Source organism: Vibrio sp. 10N.222.55.B11, from assembly GCF_041473705.1.
In the GTDB taxonomy this organism is placed as follows: Bacteria; Pseudomonadota; Gammaproteobacteria; order Enterobacterales; family Vibrionaceae; genus Vibrio; species Vibrio crassostreae_C.
In genome coordinates this window covers 30,397-48,264 of record NZ_JBFRST010000008.1, presented here as the reverse complement: position 1 = coordinate 48,264, position 17,868 = coordinate 30,397, and the positions used below count along the sequence as shown (strand labels likewise).

The following is a 17,868-nucleotide window of genomic DNA, read 5'->3' as shown; positions in this document are numbered from 1 at the left end:
ATAATAGAGAGTTACTCAGCTGCCATTTGCGCAAGCTTACGTTTAATATCAACGTTTAAGTTATTAACCCAACGGTTGTAATTACGGTGTATTTCACCATCGTCGTACTTCAAATTCTCTGATTCAACGTAAAGAATAGAGTAAAACTTATCACTATAAGGAATTTCAACCACAGCGTGGTGCGAACGAACATACAATTCAGCGCGGATCAAACCAGGCTTTATTTCTGAAACCAACCAGCCTCGATTTTCAGCAGATTCAGAAATAGCTGATTTAACCTGTTTACTTTGAAGATTCAGTGCAACTGGAGTATCCTCAACATTCATTACAGGTTGGACGCGTCCACATCCTGCAAGAACGAATATGAATAACATTGAAACTGCTATTTTTAGTAATTTCATTTAAATTCCTTATCTGTGTTTATTTATAAGCGCGCATAGTATTTAGTTAGACTCAAAGCAAATCAATACTCTATGTCAAATCAATCCCAATTAATGTCGTTTAATATTGAGAAATGGTCTGCAAATTCGGCTGGTCTCAATTCTGTTGCCCAATGGCAAGCGTGGAGCACTAATTTAGATTGGCCACAAGATGGCTCAACTGAATTTAAAGCGATCCCACCGATGATGCGCCGCCGAATGAGTGTGCAAAGCAAACTTGCTGTCCAAACCGCGTTAACCCTATTAAAAGACACCTCGATTGATTATCTGGTCTTTGCTAGCCGACATGGTGAGTTGCATCGAACCGCCACTTTAATTCAGTCGATATTAGAAGGTGACGATGCCTCACCAATGGCGTTCTCGCAGTCGGTACATAATACCGCAGCTGGTCTAACCACCATTGCCGCCAAAGCACCGATTCCACTGACTTCAATAGCCGCAGGGCAAGATACTTTCCATAACGCTCTGATCGAAGCTTATCTTTACCTTCATCAATATCCGTCGCATCGAGTGTTAGTTATCGATTTCGACCAACCTCTGCCCGAGCTCTACCAAGAGTACGAAACACAGAACTTTGCTGATTATGCGCTGGGCTTAGTGCTCACCGCTGGCAGTGAATACTCTATTACTAGGACAGTAGAGACCAACCAAGCACCTTCCGTGTTACCACAAGGGTTACAAACGCTCCAACATATCTTATTAGGTACAAATAGGTGGGCTATTGCTGGCAAGCACCAAACTTGGTCTTGGGTAAATAACACCGAGACAGGTACAGCGTAATGAGCAGAGTAGACCAGTATTGGCGAGTATTCGCGACAGGCCTCTGCTTTACCATCTTTGGTTTGGGTGGCTTAGTATTGAGCTTCTTAATCTTACCGACTATCGCGCTAACCAATCCCAATACCATTAAAAGAGAGCTTAAAGCACAGCGATTAATCCGTTTCTCATTCAATGCGTTTTGCCAGATCATGAAGTTCACCGGAGCAATCGATTACCGAATTGATGGTGCAGAACTACTGCGTAACGACCGTAACTGCATTATCGTCGCCAACCACCCAAGTTTGATTGACTATGTGCTGATCGCCTCTCAACTTCCTCAATGTGATTGCCTCGTCAAAGCGGCCATTTGGGAAAACCCTTTTATGAAAAGGATTGTCAAAGCGGCAGGTTATATACCGAACCAAGCCCCTGACGATCTTTTAGAGCGCTGTGAAGAACGCTTCTCACGTGGCAATGTCATGCTGATTTTTCCCGAAGGAACTCGCACAACGCCAGGAATTGAACCATCCTTACAGCGTGGGGCGGCACAAATCGCGACTCGAACACAAACCGATTTACGCGTGATTCATATTACGGTTTCTCCGACATTCTTAACGAAAGAGAAAAAATGGTATCAAGTTCCTGCGTCGAAGCCCTTTTTTCATGTCGCGGTGAAAGGTAAAATAGAAGTCGAACCATTTATTGAAGGCTCAAATAATTTAACTTCGGCAGCAAGGCGCCTTAATCATCATCTTGCACAAACAATTTTCCCTTCCGAAGAAAACATTTAGCGTATCAATAACATAACAGGCGATATCGGCATTTCGAAAATACCTCATATAATGTAGAATCGCCCCCTTAAAGCAGCATTCAGATAAAGCATTAAGTAGGCCAAAGTGGAAACATTACACAACGAACTGAAACAACTGATCATCGACGCATTGAACCTTGAAGACATGAGCATTGATGAGATTGAAACGGAAGCTCCACTATTTGGTGATGGACTTGGACTAGACTCTATCGATGCCCTTGAGCTTGGCCTTGCTATCAAGAAAAAGTACAACATTGTTATCGATGCAGATGATTCAAACACTCGACAGCACTTTGCGTCAGTTGAAAATCTAGCGAACTACATCTCTTCTCAAACGAATAACTAGACAGATCTTTATGACACAAGCTAACCAACAAGAAGTATACAACCAGGTTAAAGATGCGCTTATTGAGCTGTTCGAGCTTGATGCTGAAGATATCACCCCTGAAGCTCATCTCTATCTTGATCTAGACCTAGACAGCATTGATGCCGTTGATTTGGTCGTTCACCTACAGAACGTCACAGGTAAGAAGATCAAACCTGAAGAGTTCAAAGCAGTGCGCACCGTTAATGACGTTGTCGAATCTGTGGTTGAACTATTGAAGGACGCCTAATGCGTCCTCTGCTGACTTTACTGTCGGCAATTATACTTTTCACTTATCCAATAGCGGTTTACTTTGGACTCAACAAGTTTGGCTTACAAACCGTTGGTATTGCCTTAGCCGCTATCTTTGCTGTACGCATTTTCACCGGCGGTCAGGCTAAAATCAAAGAGCTAAAACACCTAGCTTGGATCAGTGGAAGTGCCGGTATTGTTCTGCTGACTTTAGGCTTAGCCTTTAAGCAACACGGCTGGCTAACCTATTATCCCGTTATCGTTAATGTTTGTATGCTGGTTGTATTCGCTTCGAGCCTATGGCAACCACAAACGATTATCGAACGTCTTGCTCGCCTTCAAGAGCCTGAACTTCCGCAAAGTGGCGTTGATTACACACGAAAAGTCACCAAAGTGTGGTGCTTGTTCTTTGTTCTCAATGGCTCTATTGCCCTTTACACCTGCTTCCAACCGCTAGAAGTATGGACCCTATACAATGGCTTACTCAGCTATCTGTTTGCAGGGTTACTCTTTGCAGGAGAGTGGGTAGTAAGACAGCGCATTCGTCAGAGTTAAATTGTTATGACCCAAACCGTATCTTACACCTCGTTGTCTGAGCTTCTTAGCCAGGACAGAGCCCCTGAATCTATTGTCTGCTTTGACGACAATAGCGAGATTACGTGGCAAACATTTAACGACGACTTATCTCAACTCGTACAATTTTTGTCTTTATCCCCTTTTCAACGAATCGCGATTTGTACCCAAGACAGCTACCTATTTTCGGTGGCCTTTTTGGCATGTACAGCAGCCAACAAACACATCATCTTACCGGGCAACTACCAGCCATGTGCGCTTGCTGAGTTAAGTAAGCAGTTTGATTGCCTGCTAGTTGATAACTCGATTGGCGAAGTTGAGGTGAATGACGTTCGTAATATCCAAACCTTATTGGATTCAAACACTGAAGCACAAAAACCTCTAACCGAGAATCTTACGACCATTGATTTGGCAACAGTCCCATTAACTCTGTTCACTTCAGGTTCAAGTGGCACGCCAAAAGCGATAGATAAAACGTTAGAGCACCTCGATATTGAGACCGCTCAGTTACACAAGAACTGGGGTGAGTTACTCAAGGGAAACCAAATCCAAAGCACAGTTTCTCATCAACATATCTATGGTTTGCTGTTTAGAATCTTATGGCCACTATGCTCTGGTGTTCCATTTGCTCGACACAACCTTGAATACCCAGAACAGATCTTATCTCACGCAAATCAAAACTGTGTACTGATCAGCAGCCCAGCGCTACTTAAACGATTAAAGCATGAGACCAACAAGGTACAACTTGCAGGAATCTTCTCTTCGGGTGGTCCATTGCCTACCGAGTCGGCTCACCAGTCACGAGATCTGCTTGGTCATTTACCGATTGAAGTCTTTGGTAGCACAGAAACCGGTGGCATCGCATTTCGTCAGCAAGAGAGCGCTCAAACGCCTTGGCAGCTTTTTGCCTGTATTGAGGCTAGTCTCAACAGTGAGAATTGCATTAAGTTATTGTCGCCGTACATCGATAAGAATAACTGGTATCAAACCTCTGATGAGTGCGAGATGGTCTCGGAGAATCAATTCATATTGAAGGGCCGAACGGACCGAGTGATCAAGATAGAAGAAAAGCGAGTATCACTGGTTGAAGTGGAAAAGCGACTGGAGCAACTGCCTTGGATAAGTGAGTGCGTGGTTATTCCATTTGAGGAGCCTGAGCGATTAATATTAGCCTCTGTTTTGGTATTATCAGATGAAGGCCAAGCCGCTCTATCGACCATGAGCAAAGGTAAATTCTGGTTGATGCTGCGTACAGAACTCAGAAAGTGGTTAGAGCCAATCGCAATCCCGAGAAAATACCGTGTTGTCGATGAGATCCCCCTCAACAGCCAAGGTAAGCGATTAACATCTCACATAGAACAGCTAATAAAATCATAGAAACCGCTGATCGTATTTTACACTGAGATTATCTTTTTATATTTTTGTCAAAGAACCAATATTTGCCCAAGGATTCTAAGCACGCCCTATGGATAAAAGAAAACCAAACATCATTGCTGTAGACACGGTAGAAAATGAATCGACCCTGACACTTCATGTTAGCGGAGATATCACCGACTTTAATGGGCACTTCAAGAGCTTCCCTATTCTACCTGGCGTCACGCAAATTGATTGGGCACTTCACTACGCAGTCCAAGAGTTAGGCGTTCCTGGTTTCTTTAAAGGAATGGAAGTCATTAAGTTCCAAGAGCCTATCCTGCCTGACGCTACAATCCAGCTATCACTCAAATGGGATGCTGACAAAGACAAGCTGAGCTTTAGTTACACATCAAACAACGGTGAACAGACCCACTCTTCAGGCAAAATGAAGCTGGGAGAAAAAAGTGAATAGCGCTCCCGTCGAGGCTACTTCTCAACACCACACAAAAGAAAGCAGCTACAAGGCTTGCTTCCTTATCCCGTGCTTTAACCATGGCGCAACCATGCCGGCTGTGGTGTCGTCACTTCATCATTTTGAGTTACCGATCATCATCGTTGACGATGGCAGTGAACTCACAACAAAACAGTTTCTGTCTCCCCTAGCAGAGAATTCAAACGTAACCTTGGTGACGCTTGAACAGAACCAAGGTAAAGGCGGCGCAGTAAAAGCCGGAATCAAAAAAGCGCAGCAACTAGGCTTTAGCCACGCTATTCAGATAGATGCTGATGGGCAACACGACCTGGAAGCCTTGCCAACATTGATTGAGGCCTCACAAGCTAAGCCACAACGCCTGATATCAGGCCAGCCTATCTACGACGACAGCGTACCCAAAGCAAGGCTCTATGGGCGCTACGCGACACATATCTGGGTATGGATAGAAACCCTTTCTTTATCAATTAAAGACAGCATGTGTGGCTTTAGAGCGTATCCTATCAACCAAACTCAAACTGTGTTGAATAAGTACGATGTTGGTTCGAGAATGGACTTCGATATCGAGATTTTGGTTCGCCTGTATTGGGAAGGTTGCGACATAGACTTCGTTGAAACGCGCGTTATCTATCCTGAGAACGGCATCTCTCATTTCGATGCGTTGTGGGATAACGTCAAAATCAGTTGGATGCATACACGTCTATTCTTCAGCATGCTGCCAAGAGCACCAAAACTGATTGCTCGCCATTTCAAATCCGATTCAGCTGATAATAACCCAAATTTATCGACTGATTCAGAGCCGCAAGCTTCTGAACAACCACACTGGTCCCGCACTCAAGAACGCGGCACAGTATTAGGCATTAAGCTGTTATTAGCCATTTATACCTTGTTAGGTCGCGGTGTGTTCAACCTCATTCTGCGTGGTGTGATGCGTTACTACCACTTGACGGGCCAGCGTGCGCGAAACGCTTCCGAACAATATCTATTCCAATTAAAAGCCTATGCGGAACAGCAAAATATTGAGCTCCCCGGAGAACTAACCAGTTACAACCATCTGCTTTCATTTGGCCATACGATGCTCGACAAGCTCGCGGCATGGAAAGGTGATTTCTCGGCAGATAACCTGACTATTCATGGCCAAGACCAGTTCGAGAGCATGGTGGCAAATAAGCAAGGTGTGCTAATCCTTGGATCTCACCTTGGCAATATTGAGCTGTGCCGAGCTTTAGGTCGCAGACACTCGAACATCAAAATCAACGCCCTGGTTTTTACAGAACACGCCGAACGTTTTAATTCCGTGATGAAAGCGGTTAACCCGCAGTCTGATTTAAATCTGATTCAGGTGACATCGATGGGGCCTGATACCGCTATCTTGTTACAACAGAAACTAGAGCAAGGCGAATGGATCGTGATTGTTGGCGATCGAACTTCCACCAGCAAAGAGAGCCGCTCAGTATGGGCTGAGTTCTTAGGTAAGGAAGCTCCATTCCCTCAAGGTCCATTTATGTTAGCCTCGGTTCTCAAAGCACCCGTATTTTTGCTGTTTGGGTTACGTGACGACTCACAATCTAAGCCGCATTTTAATGTCTATTTCGAGCATTTTAGCAACAAGATCGAGCTACCAAGAAAGACTCGCGAACAATCTTTACAGCAAGTCGTGCAAAAATACGCAAATCGACTTCAGCACTACACACTGCAAGCACCGCTTCAGTGGTACAACTTTTTTAATTTTTGGACATTGAGCAAGCACCATGACGAAAAAGAATCCAAATAGCATCACCTTTGGTGCCGAGCGCCTCACGATTGAGGATGTTGTCGCTATCTCACAAGGCGCAAAAGCCTCGATGAACACAAGTGAAGCATTCACATCTAAGATCGACCGTGGTGTCGCTTTCTTAGAACGCCTATTGAAAGAAGAAGGTGTGATTTACGGTGTAACGACGGGTTACGGTGACTCATGTACGGTTGCGATTCCGCCAAACCTAGTTGACGAGCTACCACTGCATTTAACACGTTTTCACGGCTGTGGTTTAGGTGAAATATTGTCTCACGAACAAGCTCGTGCAGTATTAGCAACGCGCCTGTGTTCGTTATCACAAGGTGTCTCTGGTGTGACTCACGATCTACTCAACCAGATCGTTACCCTAATCAACCAAGACATCTCACCACGCATTCCTCAAGAAGGATCGGTGGGTGCCAGTGGCGACTTAACACCTCTGTCTTACTTAGCCGCAGCACTGATTGGTGAGCGTGATGTAATCTACAAAGGTGAAGTGCGCCCAACCAGTGACGTCTACAAAGAGTTAGGAATTAGCCCTATCAAACTTAAGCCAAAAGAAGGCTTGGCGTTGATGAATGGTACGTCTGTAATGACGGCATTAGCTTGTATCGCTTACAAGCGTGCGGAATATCTAGCTCAGCTATCAACTAAGATCACCGCTATGGTATCAGTCGGTATGCACGGCAATGACTTCCATTTCGATGAAGCGCTGTTTGCAGTCAAACCTCATCCTGGTCAACAACAAGTTGCTGCATGGCTGCGTGATGATCTGCAAGCGGATCGCCCTCCACGTAACAGTGATCGCCTCCAAGATCGTTACTCTCTGCGCTGTGCTCCACATGTTATCGGCGTGGTTCAAGACTCTCTGCCTTGGCTACGCCAAATGATCGAGAACGAGCTAAACAGTGCCAACGACAACCCAATTATCGATGGTGATAATGAGCGCGTACTGCACGGTGGACACTTCTACGGTGGACACATTGCAATGGCGATGGATACGTTAAAAACTGCAGTTGCGAACCTTGCTGATCTGCTTGACCGTCAAATGGCTCAGCTGATGGACTACAAGTTCAACAACGGTTTGCCATTCAACCTAACGGGTGCTGAAGGCGAACGTAAGCCAATCAACCACGGCTTTAAAGCAGTACAGATTGGCGTTTCAGCTTGGACAGCAGAAGCATTGAAACACACCATGCCAGCAAGCGTATTCTCTCGCTCAACTGAGTGTCACAACCAAGATAAAGTGAGTATGGGCACCATCGCAGCTCGTGACTGTTTACGCGTTCTAGAGCTAACCGAACAAGTGGCAGCAGCGTCACTACTGGCGGGGACACAAGCACTCGAACTTCGTAAGCGCCACAATGAGCTTGATGAGCACCACATGAGTGAGAACCTCAAGCACATTCGCGACGAAGTGCTTAAGGAGTTTGAATTTATCGTAGAAGATCGACCACTTGAAGGCGATCTACGCCACTTCATTGCTCGTATTCAAAGTCAGCACTGGTCACTTTACTCATAAAGTAGCCAACCCTTTACGCAATATTGTTGAGAGCGATTTATGTCTGAAATCCTTCACCCATTACAATCTGAGGTGACGCTTATCACCTCATTCCAAGATGCCGACCCAATGGGCGTGATCTATCACGGCAACTACTTCCGATTCTTTGAAGAAGTTAGGCGCATCATGATGGATAAGATTGAGTACAACTACCATGAGATGAAGGATTCTGGCTACATGTGGCCTATCATCGACACGCGCGTAAAGTACATCAAAGCGATACCATTTAATCATCAGATCAAGGTCACGGCTAAGTTGACTGAGTGGGAAAACCGCCTGCGCGTCGATTATGAAATTCATGATGCCCTAACCGGTGCTCGCATGACTCGAGCGCACACAATGCAGGTTGCCGTCACCATCGAAGAACAAGAGATGTGCTTTGCCTCACCCAAAGTGTTTACTGACAAAGTCGAACACTGGCACCAATTTGGTTGCTTACCTCTAGCAACTGAACATCAAACACAAACCTCTAACCCACAGCAGGTGAACCATGAATCTGTTTAAACGCAGTCGCAAATACATCAATATCGCGCTAATTGGACTTACTGCGATGATGGCAAGCGGCCTTGTAAGCGCCAAAGAAAACTCTGCTGCTGTCAATTCTATTTCAGAGCTGCAGACGGTGCTCAGCGAAAATAGTATTGTGCGTGGTGAGTTCACTCAAACACGCAATATGGAGATGTTCGCCCAGCCTTTAACGTCACAAGGTACATTTCTGTTAGACAAATCAAGTGGCTTACTCTGGACACAAACCACTCCGTTTCCCGTGAACTTAGTGCTCACCGATAACAAACTGAGCCAAAGGTTTGCCGATCAACCCGCAAAAATCATCACCGACAAAGAAAATCCAATGGCGTTTTATTTCAGCCATATCTTCTTGTCAGTGTTTCATGGGGACACGCAAAAACTTCAGGAACAGTTCGCACTCAATTTTGAGCCCGCAACTAACACCAGCTCTGATGAAAATGTACAAGCATGGACACTGACTCTAAAGCCCAAAAATGCACCGATGAATGCGGTGTTTGAGGCTATCACGCTGCAAGGCAACAGCGATATTGAACGTATTGAGTTGAAAGAGATTCGTGGAGATAGCACAGTGATCGAATTCAGTCAGTTAAGCCATCTACCGGAAGTATTATCAGATGCTGAAGCGAAACAATTCCAACTCTAGTCTTGCCCTTGTTTGGCTTGTTGTTGTAATGCTGTTTAGCGGGTTGTTGACCAAACAATTCGCTTTTTCTTCGTCGGTACCGATTGAAAGCAACATTCTAAAGTTACTGCCCGAAAACCAGCAAGACCCAATGGTAGAGCAAGCCTTTCAGCAGATATCCAGCTCGATGAGCGAGCAAGTGGTATTTATCATAAGCGCTCCCGATATCGAACAAACCATGGTTGCGACCGACGCTTTTGAAAAAGCTCTCAACCAAAGAACTTTTTCAAGTCAGCCAACTCTGTTTAAGCAAGTTCAAGGTAAAATCAACGCCAGCACTCAAAGCCAGTGGAGCGATTTCTATTTTCGTCACCGAGCTCAACTTCTAACTCAACAACAAAAAGAGACGCTGACACACTCGCCGGATTCGCGAGCTCAATATGTCATTCAGTCTCTGTACAATCCATTCTCAGGCGTCACTGCAGCAGAGTTATCTCTCGACCCATTCTTGTTATTTCGCGACTACATCAGTGCTATTGGCGTCCAATCAAGTAACTTTGTTCTGAAAGAGGGCTATCTCACGGCCCAGTCGAATGAGCAAACTCATATTTTAGTCACGGCTACTCTGGCGGACTCACCTTATAGCTTGGCGATTCAAGAACAACTTCCAGATCTTGATTCAATTGAGCGCGAGGTCGAAAAACAATTTGGCGTCAAGGTGCAGCATACTGGTGTGGTGTTCTACGCCAATTACGGTACCGAAAGCGCGAAATCAGAAATCAGTACCATTGGTTTGGGCTCATTGGCAGGCGTTATTTTATTGGTGTGGCTGACATTTCGTAGTGCGCTACCACTTGCCTTATCTTTACTCTCAATCAGTACAGGATTATTGGTTGCACTGGCAAGCACTGTCGCTATCTTTGGTAAGGTGCATCTATTCAGCTTGGTGTTTGGCGCTAGCTTGATTGGCGTATCCATCGATTACTCTTTTCACTATCTCACTGACCGTTTGGCCGCAGGAAGCCACTGGCAGAGCGATAAAGGCCTAAAGCATATTTTCATTGCCATCACTCTAGGTTTAATCACCAGCTTAATCGGATACTTAGGGCTACTGGTTGCGCCATTCCCAGGCTTGCAGCAACTGGCTCTGTTTTCGTCGATTGGACTGATCGCAGCTTACGCCAGTGTGGTGTGCTGGTACCCCGTTTTAGCGGTAAAACCAGGCCAAGAGCGCCCTCTTCCCCTGTCGAAACTTTGGCATACTTGGTTAAGCCTTTGGAGCAACCAAAAATTTAGAATTGGCTTACCGTTAACAGTGACTGTCGTTAGCTTGATGTCACTCAGTCAAATTCGTTACGACGACGATATTCGCCAGCTTCAGGCTATGCCCGAACAACTCAAACAACAAGAGCAAGCCATTACTGAGATATCAGGGTTAGGCAGTGGTCAAAATATGCTTTTGGTCACAGCTCAGAGCGACCAAAAGCTACTCAAAAAATTGACAGAAATCACCACAAGCTTAGATTCGCTGGTCAATAGCCAAGGTATCTCCGGGTATCGCAGCATCAATCAACATTTGTTAAGTAAACAAGAACAGCATGATAACTATCAGTTGGTTGAACAACTCTATAGTCAACAAAGCCATATATTACAAAGCTCTCTCGGTTGGTCTACGTTTCCAGAACTACCAAAATTCGAACCAATCACGGTATCTGGATTTTTGGAGTCTCCAGTCTCAGAGCCTGTTCGACCACTTTGGTTAAAACCTATCGACGGGCAAGCAGCGTCGGTCATTTTGATAAAAGACGTCACTGATGCTGAGCTGTTCTCACAGTGGTTGGAGTCAGATTTTGCTCAGAAGCAAGGTGTGAAACACCTCAATAAAGCGGATGAAATCTCCTCTCTTTTTGCTGAGTACCGCGTCAAGATTACCGAGCTGTTATTGATAGCATTGGCAGCTATTGGCATGCTGTTAGGCTGGCGCTATGGTGTGAAGCAAAGCCTGTTAATGCTGTTGCCTTCATTGATTGCAGGCGTAGCAGGTTTGGCGGTCACGGGCATTTTAGGCTCGACACTGAACCTATTTAACCTGCTTGGTTTGATTCTGATTTTAGGGATTGGCATAGACTACACCCTGTTCTTTGCTGAGCAAAAGAAATCGCTGAGCACCTTATTAGCGATCACCTTGTCAGGTCTCACAACACTACTTTCATTCGGCTTACTGTCGCTGAGCCAGACTCATGCTATTCATAGCTTCGGGGTGACGGTTCTGACAGGGATCTTTGTCGCTTGGCTGCTTTCTCCACTCGCGATCAACAGTAGTAAAAACGTAGAAGGACCAATTACTCGAGAGGCTTTTAGATGATCCAGACATTAAAGGTAACCTTCGCCATACTAGTGGGCATTCTAATGAGTGCCTGCTCGATGGTTTCTCAGCAGCCAAGTGGTGCGAGCGTGTCTATCGATCAAGACACCGATCTAGCACTACCACTGCCAGCTGAACTGGGATACTCATTAACAGCCAGTCAGTTGATTAGCGCTACGTGGGAAAATGATACACAGCAGCTTCCGGTTCAAGTCGAAGTCACACCAGGTAAAGTGGTTTTGGCGGGGTTCTCCTCTTGGGGTACTCGCATTCTATCGCTGCAATACCAGAATCAAGTAATTGATACGCAGGTTTTGTCTGGGCTTGGCGCAACTTTGCCACAACCTGAACAGGTGCTATTTAATTTAATGCTTACCTTATGGCCGGCTGAAGCATGGGCTCAGCCTTTACAAAGCATAGGTTGGCACCTAGTCGATACCGACAAAACAAGAACCGTATTTGATGAAAACCAACAGGCAATCATTCAAATTGATTACCAAACAGATCCTGGTACACACAAAACGGCAGGCGACATTGTTTTCAAACATTTGACCCTGGGCTACAACATCACCATACAAACGTTGAACTCAACGATTGTCGACAATCCAAGTAAGAGTTGAACACTATGCCTATTTACATCCAAGACTGTGGTTTCCACTCAGCGCTAGGCTCAGAGATTGCCGATATTCATGGCTGTCTAAAAGACGAGCGTGAATCAAATATGGTCGAAGTGCACGATATGCTGAACGATGGTAAACACACTGTCGTTGGTCAGATCGCGGGTGAACTACCACCGATTCCTTCAGATCTTACGCAATACGCCACTCGCAACAATCAACTGGCGCTGTCGGCTCTTCACCAAATTGAAGATTCTATCGAGCAAGCCAAATCTCAGTTTGGCGCAGATAGAATTGCTGTTGTTATTGGCACCAGCACATCTGGGATCTCCGATGGTGAAGCAGTCTTCAAACAAAAATTGGCAAACGGCGAGTTTCCAGCAGATTACCATTACTCAAAACAAGAGCTTGGTGATACCTCAGAGTTCGTTAGCCAGTATTGCGCATTAACGGGGCCAAACTACGTCATATCTACGGCTTGCTCATCCAGTGGCCGCGTATTTCTGACCGCCCAGCGCTTATTAGATTCAGGTATGGCTGATGCCGTGTTAGTGGGTGGTGTGGATACATTGTGTAAGCTGACACTCAATGGTTTCCACGGTCTTGAAGCACTCTCAACAACACATTGTAAGCCATTTAGTGCAACCCGAGAAGGTATCAACATAGGAGAAGCAGCGGCATTTATGTTGCTCAGCAAAACAAAGTTAGCCGGTGTTAATGCAGCACAAGACACGTCAAACATTGCCTTATTGGGCTGTGGGGACAGCTCTGATGCACACCACATTTCAGCGCCTCACCCTGAAGGCAATGGTGCTGAACAAGCAATGAAAAAAGCGTTACATTCTGCACAGTTAAACGCAGAAGACATTGGTTATATCAATGCACATGGTACAGCAACGCCACTCAATGACTCGATGGAAAGTAAAGCCATTCATCGTATTTTTGCAAACAAGGTTCCCGTCAGTTCTACCAAACCGCTGACCGGGCATACTCTAGGCGCAGCAAGTGCGATTGAGGCTGCAATTGCGTGGCATATTTTGAAATATGACTTACCGCTTCCCTTACAAAAATGTCAGGATAAAGCTGAAGATATTGAGATTGATTTGGTAAACTGTTCACAGAAACTTAAAGCAAAGAACATCTTAAGCAACTCGTTTGCTTTTGGTGGCAACAACATTAGCCTGATTTTTGGTGTAGTAAATGACTGATATCCCTTCTGTAGACCAACTTCTCCCTCACGATGATCCGATGATATTAATCGATCGTGCTATCAGCGTAGAGGCGTTGTCGATCCACTGTCAGGTCGATATTGGTGACCATAATCTGTTCTTTGACGCCGAATCTCAAACGGTACCAGCATATGTTGGAATCGAGTTTATGGCGCAGTCTGTAGCGGCATGGTCTGGATATCACGCACTTAAAAACGGCACCTCGCCCCCAATCGGATTCTTACTCGGCTCTCGTCGCTATAAATCACTGTGTGATGAGTTTACTCAAGGTCAGACCCTTGATATCTACGCCGAACAGATGATGGAAGACAGCGGTATGGCTGTGTTTACCGCAAGAGTCGAAGACCGAGGTGAGTTAGTGGCTCAATGCCAACTCAACGTCTACGTGCCGACCGAACAAAAATTACAAGAAATGAAAACTAGGAGCCCATCATGAGCCGTCAGGTTTTAGTCACTGGTGCCAGTAAAGGTATTGGTAAAGCGATCGCTATTCAACTCGCGAAAGACGGGTTTGAAATCGCCGTTCATTACATGGGTGACAAGCAAGGTGCTGAAGAGACGCTAAAGTCGATCACCGAACTGGGTGGCGCTGGACGTCTTATTCAATTTGATATCAGCAAACGAAGCGAGTGTCGCGAAAAGCTTGAGTCTGATATCGCTGAACATGGTGCTTACTATGGTGTAGTGAACAACGCGGGCATTACTCGTGACACTGCATTCCCCGCGATGACGGAAGAAGAGTGGGATGGTGTGATCCATACCAACCTAGATAGCTTCTACAACGTACTTCACCCTTGTGTAATGCCTATGGTTCAAAAGCGTAAAGGTGGCCGTATCGTCACTCTAGCGTCGGTATCCGGCATTATGGGTAACCGTGGTCAAACTAACTATGCTGCAGCAAAAGCGGGGGTGATTGGCGCAACTAAGTCTCTTGCTCTAGAACTCGCAAAACGCAAGATCACGGTAAACTGTGTCGCTCCTGGCTTAATTGACACAGGTATGGTTGACGAGCACGTGAAAGATCATGCACTTCCTCAAGTACCACTGCGCCGTATGGGTGAGCCGGAAGAAGTAGCCGGCCTAGTCAGCTACCTAATGTCTGATATTGCAGGCTACGTAACTCGCCAAGTGATTTCAGTAAATGGAGGCTTAGTATGACCCGCCGCGTTGTTGTAACTGGAATGTCTGGTGTTACTGCTTTTGGTAACGACTGGCAACAGATAGAGCCTAAGCTAAAGGCCTGTGAAAATGCGACTCAATATATGCCAAGCTTCGAGCAATATGATGGTCTCAACACAAAACTTGCCGCGCCTATTGATGACTTTCAACTGCCAAAACACTATAAGCGTAAGCAAGTGCGTGGCATGGGTCGTGTATCGCGCCTAGCCACCGTTGCGACAGAAAATGCTTTAGGACAAGCTGGCTTAATTGGTCACGATGTATTAACCAATGGCGAAACCGGAATCGCTTACGGTTCTTCAACCGGCAGTACCGACGCCGTTGGTGCGTTTGGCGTGATGCTGAACGAGAAATCGACACGAGCGATCACGGCGACAACCTACGTACAAATGATGCCACACACTGCTGCGGTAAACGTAGGTCTGTTCTTTGGACTGCGCGGCCGCGTGATTCCCACCAGCAGTGCATGCACTTCAGGAAGCCAAGCTATTGGTTACGCCTATGAAGCAATTAAGCACGGCTACCAAACCGTGATGGTTGCCGGTGGTGGTGAAGAACTATGTCCAACTGAGTCTGCCGTTTTCGATACCCTTTTTGCTACCAGTTTAAAAAACGACACGCCCAAAAAATCCCCTAGCCCATACGACAGCGAGCGCGATGGCTTGGTTATCGGTGAAGGTGCCGGTACGCTTATTCTCGAAGAGTACGAACATGCAATCGCTCGTGGTGCAAAAATCTACGCTGAGATCATCGGTTTTGCCAGCAACTGCGATGCAGCCCATGTGACCCAACCTCAAATGGAAACCATGCAAATCTGTATGGAGAAAGCACTAAGAGATGCACAGCTTCCTGCTGAGAAAATTGGCTATGTTTCTGCGCACGGAACGGCGACTGAAAAAGGTGATATTGCAGAGAGTAACGCGACAGCGAATATCTTTGGTGAAGTACCAATCAGCTCTCTTAAGAGTTACTTTGGCCATACGCTTGGTGCATGTGGTGCAATTGAAGCGTGGCTCAGCCTAGAGATGATGCATAGCGGTTGGTTCAGCCCAACCCTAAACCTTAAGAATGTCGATGAACAGTGCGGCAAGCTCGATTACATCACGGGCTCAGGTCGCGAATTGGATGTTGAATACTTGATGAGCAACAACTTTGCTTTTGGTGGAATCAACACCTCTATCATCTTCAAAAAAGTCTAAGCTTAGCTACATAAAACGCTAAGTAAATAAAAAGGGCCAGTAACCAAGTTACTGACCCTTTTTTGATTCTATCAATCGCTCAAATTAAGCGTTAGCTTCACGCTCAGCGATGAACTCAAGAGCCATCTTGATACGAGCGATTACGCGCTCTTTACCAACAAGCTCCATCACTGCATCAACAGAAGGAGACTGACCGCCGCCTGTTACTGCTACGCGAAGTGGCATACCGATTTTACCCATGCCGATCTCTAGCTCTTCACATACTGCTGCGATAACACCGTCTTTGATGTTTGCAGTCGTGAAATCTTCAAGCGCTTCAACCTTAGCAAGCGCAAGCTCTAGTGGGCCTTTAGCAACACCACGTAGGTGCTTCTTCGCTGCGCCAGCTTCAAACTCAGAGAAATCTTCGTAGAAGTAACGAGATTGCTCAGCAAGTTCGATAAGCGTGTTACAACGCTCGCCAACTAGCTTGATCACTTCAGTGATAGCTGGACCGTTTGTTGTATCGATCTTCTGTGCGTCTAGGTGCCATTGCAGGTATTTTGCAACGTACTCAGGCTCAGATGTCTTGATGTAGTGGTTGTTCAACCAAAGTAGCTTATCAGTGTTGAATGCAGAAGCAGACTTGCTGATAGCGTTCAGGCTGAAGAATTCAATCATCTCTTCTTGAGAGAAGATCTCTTGGTCACCGTGAGACCAGCCTAAACGAACTAGATAGTTGTTTAATGCATTTGGTAGGTAACCTTCATCGCGGTATTGCATTACAGAAACAGCACCGTGACGCTTAGAAAGTTTCGCACCGTCATCACCAAGAATCATTGCACAGTGAGCGAACGTTGGAACTGGCGCGCCTAGTGCTTCATAGATGTTGATTTGACGAGGTGTGTTGTTGATGTGGTCTTCACCACGAACAACGTGTGTGATACCCATGTCCCAGTCATCCACTACTACTACGAAGTTGTAAGTTGGTGCACCGTCTGTACGACGAATGATCAGGTCATCAAGTTGGCTGTTTGCGATTTCAATGCGACCACGGATTTGGTCATCAAATACTACGCTGCCTTCTTTAGGGTTACGGAAACGGATAACGCACGCATCGCCTTCTTTTGCTGCTTCGTTTGCTGCAACAATTTTAGGGTGGTTAGCATCGTAGCGAGCCATTTCTTTGTTTTCTTCTTGCTCTGCACGAATTTCATCAAGCAGCTCTTTAGACGCGTAGCATTTGAATGCTTTGTCTTCAGCAAGTAGCTTATCAACCATTTCGTTGTAACGGTCAAAACGCTTAGATTGGTAGTAAGGACCTTCATCCCATTCCATACCCATCCATTGCATGCCTTCTAGAATTGCATCAACCGCTTCTTGAGAGTTACGCTCAAGGTCTGTGTCTTCGATACGTAGAACGAATTCACCGCCTTGGTTTTTAGCGAATAGCCAAGAGTAAAGTGCAGTACGTGCACCACCAACGTGAAGATAGCCAGTTGGGCTAGGAGCAAAACGAGTTTTAACCGTCATTTAAATACCTTGATTATGTAGGTGATTCTTTTAGTGCTCGCCATTACAAAGCCTGTAACAGAAAAATATCACTAAATTTTGGGCGCTATTTTATCACCACCGCTTAAATCTACAATCAGTAGTGAATGATTAATGCGCTGTTGTTGTACGAAAGCCGTTATTGAAAGGCCAATTACGCCCTTAAAGTCGTAAATAGATAGTCTTAGCAAGTAGATTATAGCCGCACATTCTTAA

At 45.7% G+C, this 17,868-nt stretch carries 19 protein-coding genes; 17 read left to right on the top strand and 2 right to left on the bottom strand.

Features of this window, described 5'->3' with window-relative positions; all coding sequences use genetic code 11:
* Positions 1–11: 11 nt before the first annotated feature.
* Positions 12–401 carry a hypothetical protein gene (locus tag AB4503_RS04420; protein ID WP_017062271.1) on the bottom strand — a complete coding sequence of 130 codons (390 nt, stop codon included), beginning with the start codon at positions 399–401 and terminating at the stop codon, positions 12–14.
* 72 nt (positions 402–473) lie between these two features.
* Here AB4503_RS04420 and AB4503_RS04415 point away from each other — a divergent pair, with 72 nt between their 5' ends.
* The 17 genes from AB4503_RS04415 (at position 474) to AB4503_RS04335 (ending at position 16,122) form a co-directional block, all read left to right on the top strand.
* The gene (locus tag AB4503_RS04415; protein WP_170967444.1) at positions 474–1,220 is read left to right on the top strand and encodes a beta-ketoacyl synthase chain length factor; all 747 of its coding nucleotides are present in this window, start codon (positions 474–476) and stop codon (positions 1,218–1,220) included.
* Positions 1,220–1,990, top strand: coding sequence for a 1-acyl-sn-glycerol-3-phosphate acyltransferase (locus tag AB4503_RS04410; protein ID WP_017062273.1), 771 nt, complete (start codon positions 1,220–1,222; stop codon positions 1,988–1,990). Before AB4503_RS04415 ends, AB4503_RS04410 begins: the two co-directional genes overlap by 1 nt.
* A gap of 105 nt (positions 1,991–2,095) precedes the next feature.
* On the top strand, positions 2,096–2,356 hold the full coding sequence (locus AB4503_RS04405) for a phosphopantetheine-binding protein (protein WP_004736154.1): 261 nt from the start codon (positions 2,096–2,098) through the stop codon (positions 2,354–2,356).
* 10 nt (positions 2,357–2,366) lie between these two features.
* Entirely contained in the window at positions 2,367–2,624 is a 258-nt protein-coding gene (locus AB4503_RS04400) for an acyl carrier protein (protein ID WP_004739745.1), read from the top strand.
* Positions 2,624–3,181, top strand: a complete 558-nt coding sequence (locus AB4503_RS04395) for a septation protein IspZ (protein ID WP_372113773.1) — start codon at positions 2,624–2,626, stop codon at positions 3,179–3,181. Before AB4503_RS04400 ends, AB4503_RS04395 begins: the two co-directional genes overlap by 1 nt.
* A 6-nt stretch (positions 3,182–3,187) precedes the next feature.
* Positions 3,188–4,576, top strand: a complete 1,389-nt coding sequence (locus AB4503_RS04390) for an AMP-binding protein (protein WP_102393642.1) — start codon at positions 3,188–3,190, stop codon at positions 4,574–4,576.
* An 88-nt stretch (positions 4,577–4,664) separates the two neighbouring features.
* Complete coding sequence (locus tag AB4503_RS04385) at positions 4,665–5,027, top strand: 3-hydroxyacyl-ACP dehydratase (RefSeq protein WP_017062276.1); 363 nt, start codon at positions 4,665–4,667, stop codon at positions 5,025–5,027.
* Entirely contained in the window at positions 5,020–6,819 is a 1,800-nt protein-coding gene (locus AB4503_RS04380) for a glycosyltransferase (RefSeq protein ID WP_017062277.1), read from the top strand. Before AB4503_RS04385 ends, AB4503_RS04380 begins: the two co-directional genes overlap by 8 nt.
* The gene (hutH, locus tag AB4503_RS04375) at positions 6,797–8,344 is read left to right on the top strand and encodes a histidine ammonia-lyase (RefSeq protein ID WP_017062278.1); all 1,548 of its coding nucleotides are present in this window, start codon (positions 6,797–6,799) and stop codon (positions 8,342–8,344) included. The genes AB4503_RS04380 and hutH overlap by 23 nt, the downstream gene beginning before the upstream one ends.
* A gap of 39 nt (positions 8,345–8,383) precedes the next feature.
* Positions 8,384–8,887: a thioesterase family protein gene (locus AB4503_RS04370; protein ID WP_136982904.1), complete on the top strand. Its 504-nt coding sequence runs from the start codon at positions 8,384–8,386 to the stop codon at positions 8,885–8,887.
* Complete coding sequence (locus tag AB4503_RS04365) at positions 8,874–9,554, top strand: outer membrane lipoprotein carrier protein LolA (RefSeq protein ID WP_017064143.1); 681 nt, start codon at positions 8,874–8,876, stop codon at positions 9,552–9,554. Before AB4503_RS04370 ends, AB4503_RS04365 begins: the two co-directional genes overlap by 14 nt.
* On the top strand, positions 9,526–11,898 hold the full coding sequence (locus AB4503_RS04360; protein WP_372113770.1) for an MMPL family transporter: 2,373 nt from the start codon (positions 9,526–9,528) through the stop codon (positions 11,896–11,898). The genes AB4503_RS04365 and AB4503_RS04360 overlap by 29 nt, the downstream gene beginning before the upstream one ends.
* Positions 11,895–12,518, top strand: coding sequence for a DUF3261 domain-containing protein (locus tag AB4503_RS04355; protein WP_029235193.1), 624 nt, complete (start codon positions 11,895–11,897; stop codon positions 12,516–12,518). The genes AB4503_RS04360 and AB4503_RS04355 overlap by 4 nt, the downstream gene beginning before the upstream one ends.
* A 5-nt stretch (positions 12,519–12,523) precedes the next feature.
* Positions 12,524–13,723: a beta-ketoacyl-[acyl-carrier-protein] synthase family protein gene (locus AB4503_RS04350; protein ID WP_017062283.1), complete on the top strand. Its 1,200-nt coding sequence runs from the start codon at positions 12,524–12,526 to the stop codon at positions 13,721–13,723.
* On the top strand, positions 13,716–14,180 hold the full coding sequence (locus AB4503_RS04345; RefSeq protein WP_017067762.1) for a hotdog family protein: 465 nt from the start codon (positions 13,716–13,718) through the stop codon (positions 14,178–14,180). Before AB4503_RS04350 ends, AB4503_RS04345 begins: the two co-directional genes overlap by 8 nt.
* Positions 14,177–14,902: a 3-ketoacyl-ACP reductase FabG2 gene (locus AB4503_RS04340; protein WP_017062285.1), complete on the top strand. Its 726-nt coding sequence runs from the start codon at positions 14,177–14,179 to the stop codon at positions 14,900–14,902. The genes AB4503_RS04345 and AB4503_RS04340 overlap by 4 nt, the downstream gene beginning before the upstream one ends.
* Entirely contained in the window at positions 14,899–16,122 is a 1,224-nt protein-coding gene (locus tag AB4503_RS04335) for a beta-ketoacyl-ACP synthase (protein WP_210444990.1), read from the top strand. Before AB4503_RS04340 ends, AB4503_RS04335 begins: the two co-directional genes overlap by 4 nt.
* An 84-nt stretch (positions 16,123–16,206) precedes the next feature.
* On the opposite strand, the gene gltX is transcribed toward AB4503_RS04335, so the two are convergent.
* The gene (gene gltX, locus AB4503_RS04330) at positions 16,207–17,634 is read right to left on the bottom strand and encodes a glutamate--tRNA ligase (RefSeq protein WP_017069020.1); all 1,428 of its coding nucleotides are present in this window, start codon (positions 17,632–17,634) and stop codon (positions 16,207–16,209) included.
* Positions 17,635–17,868 lie beyond the last annotated feature (234 nt).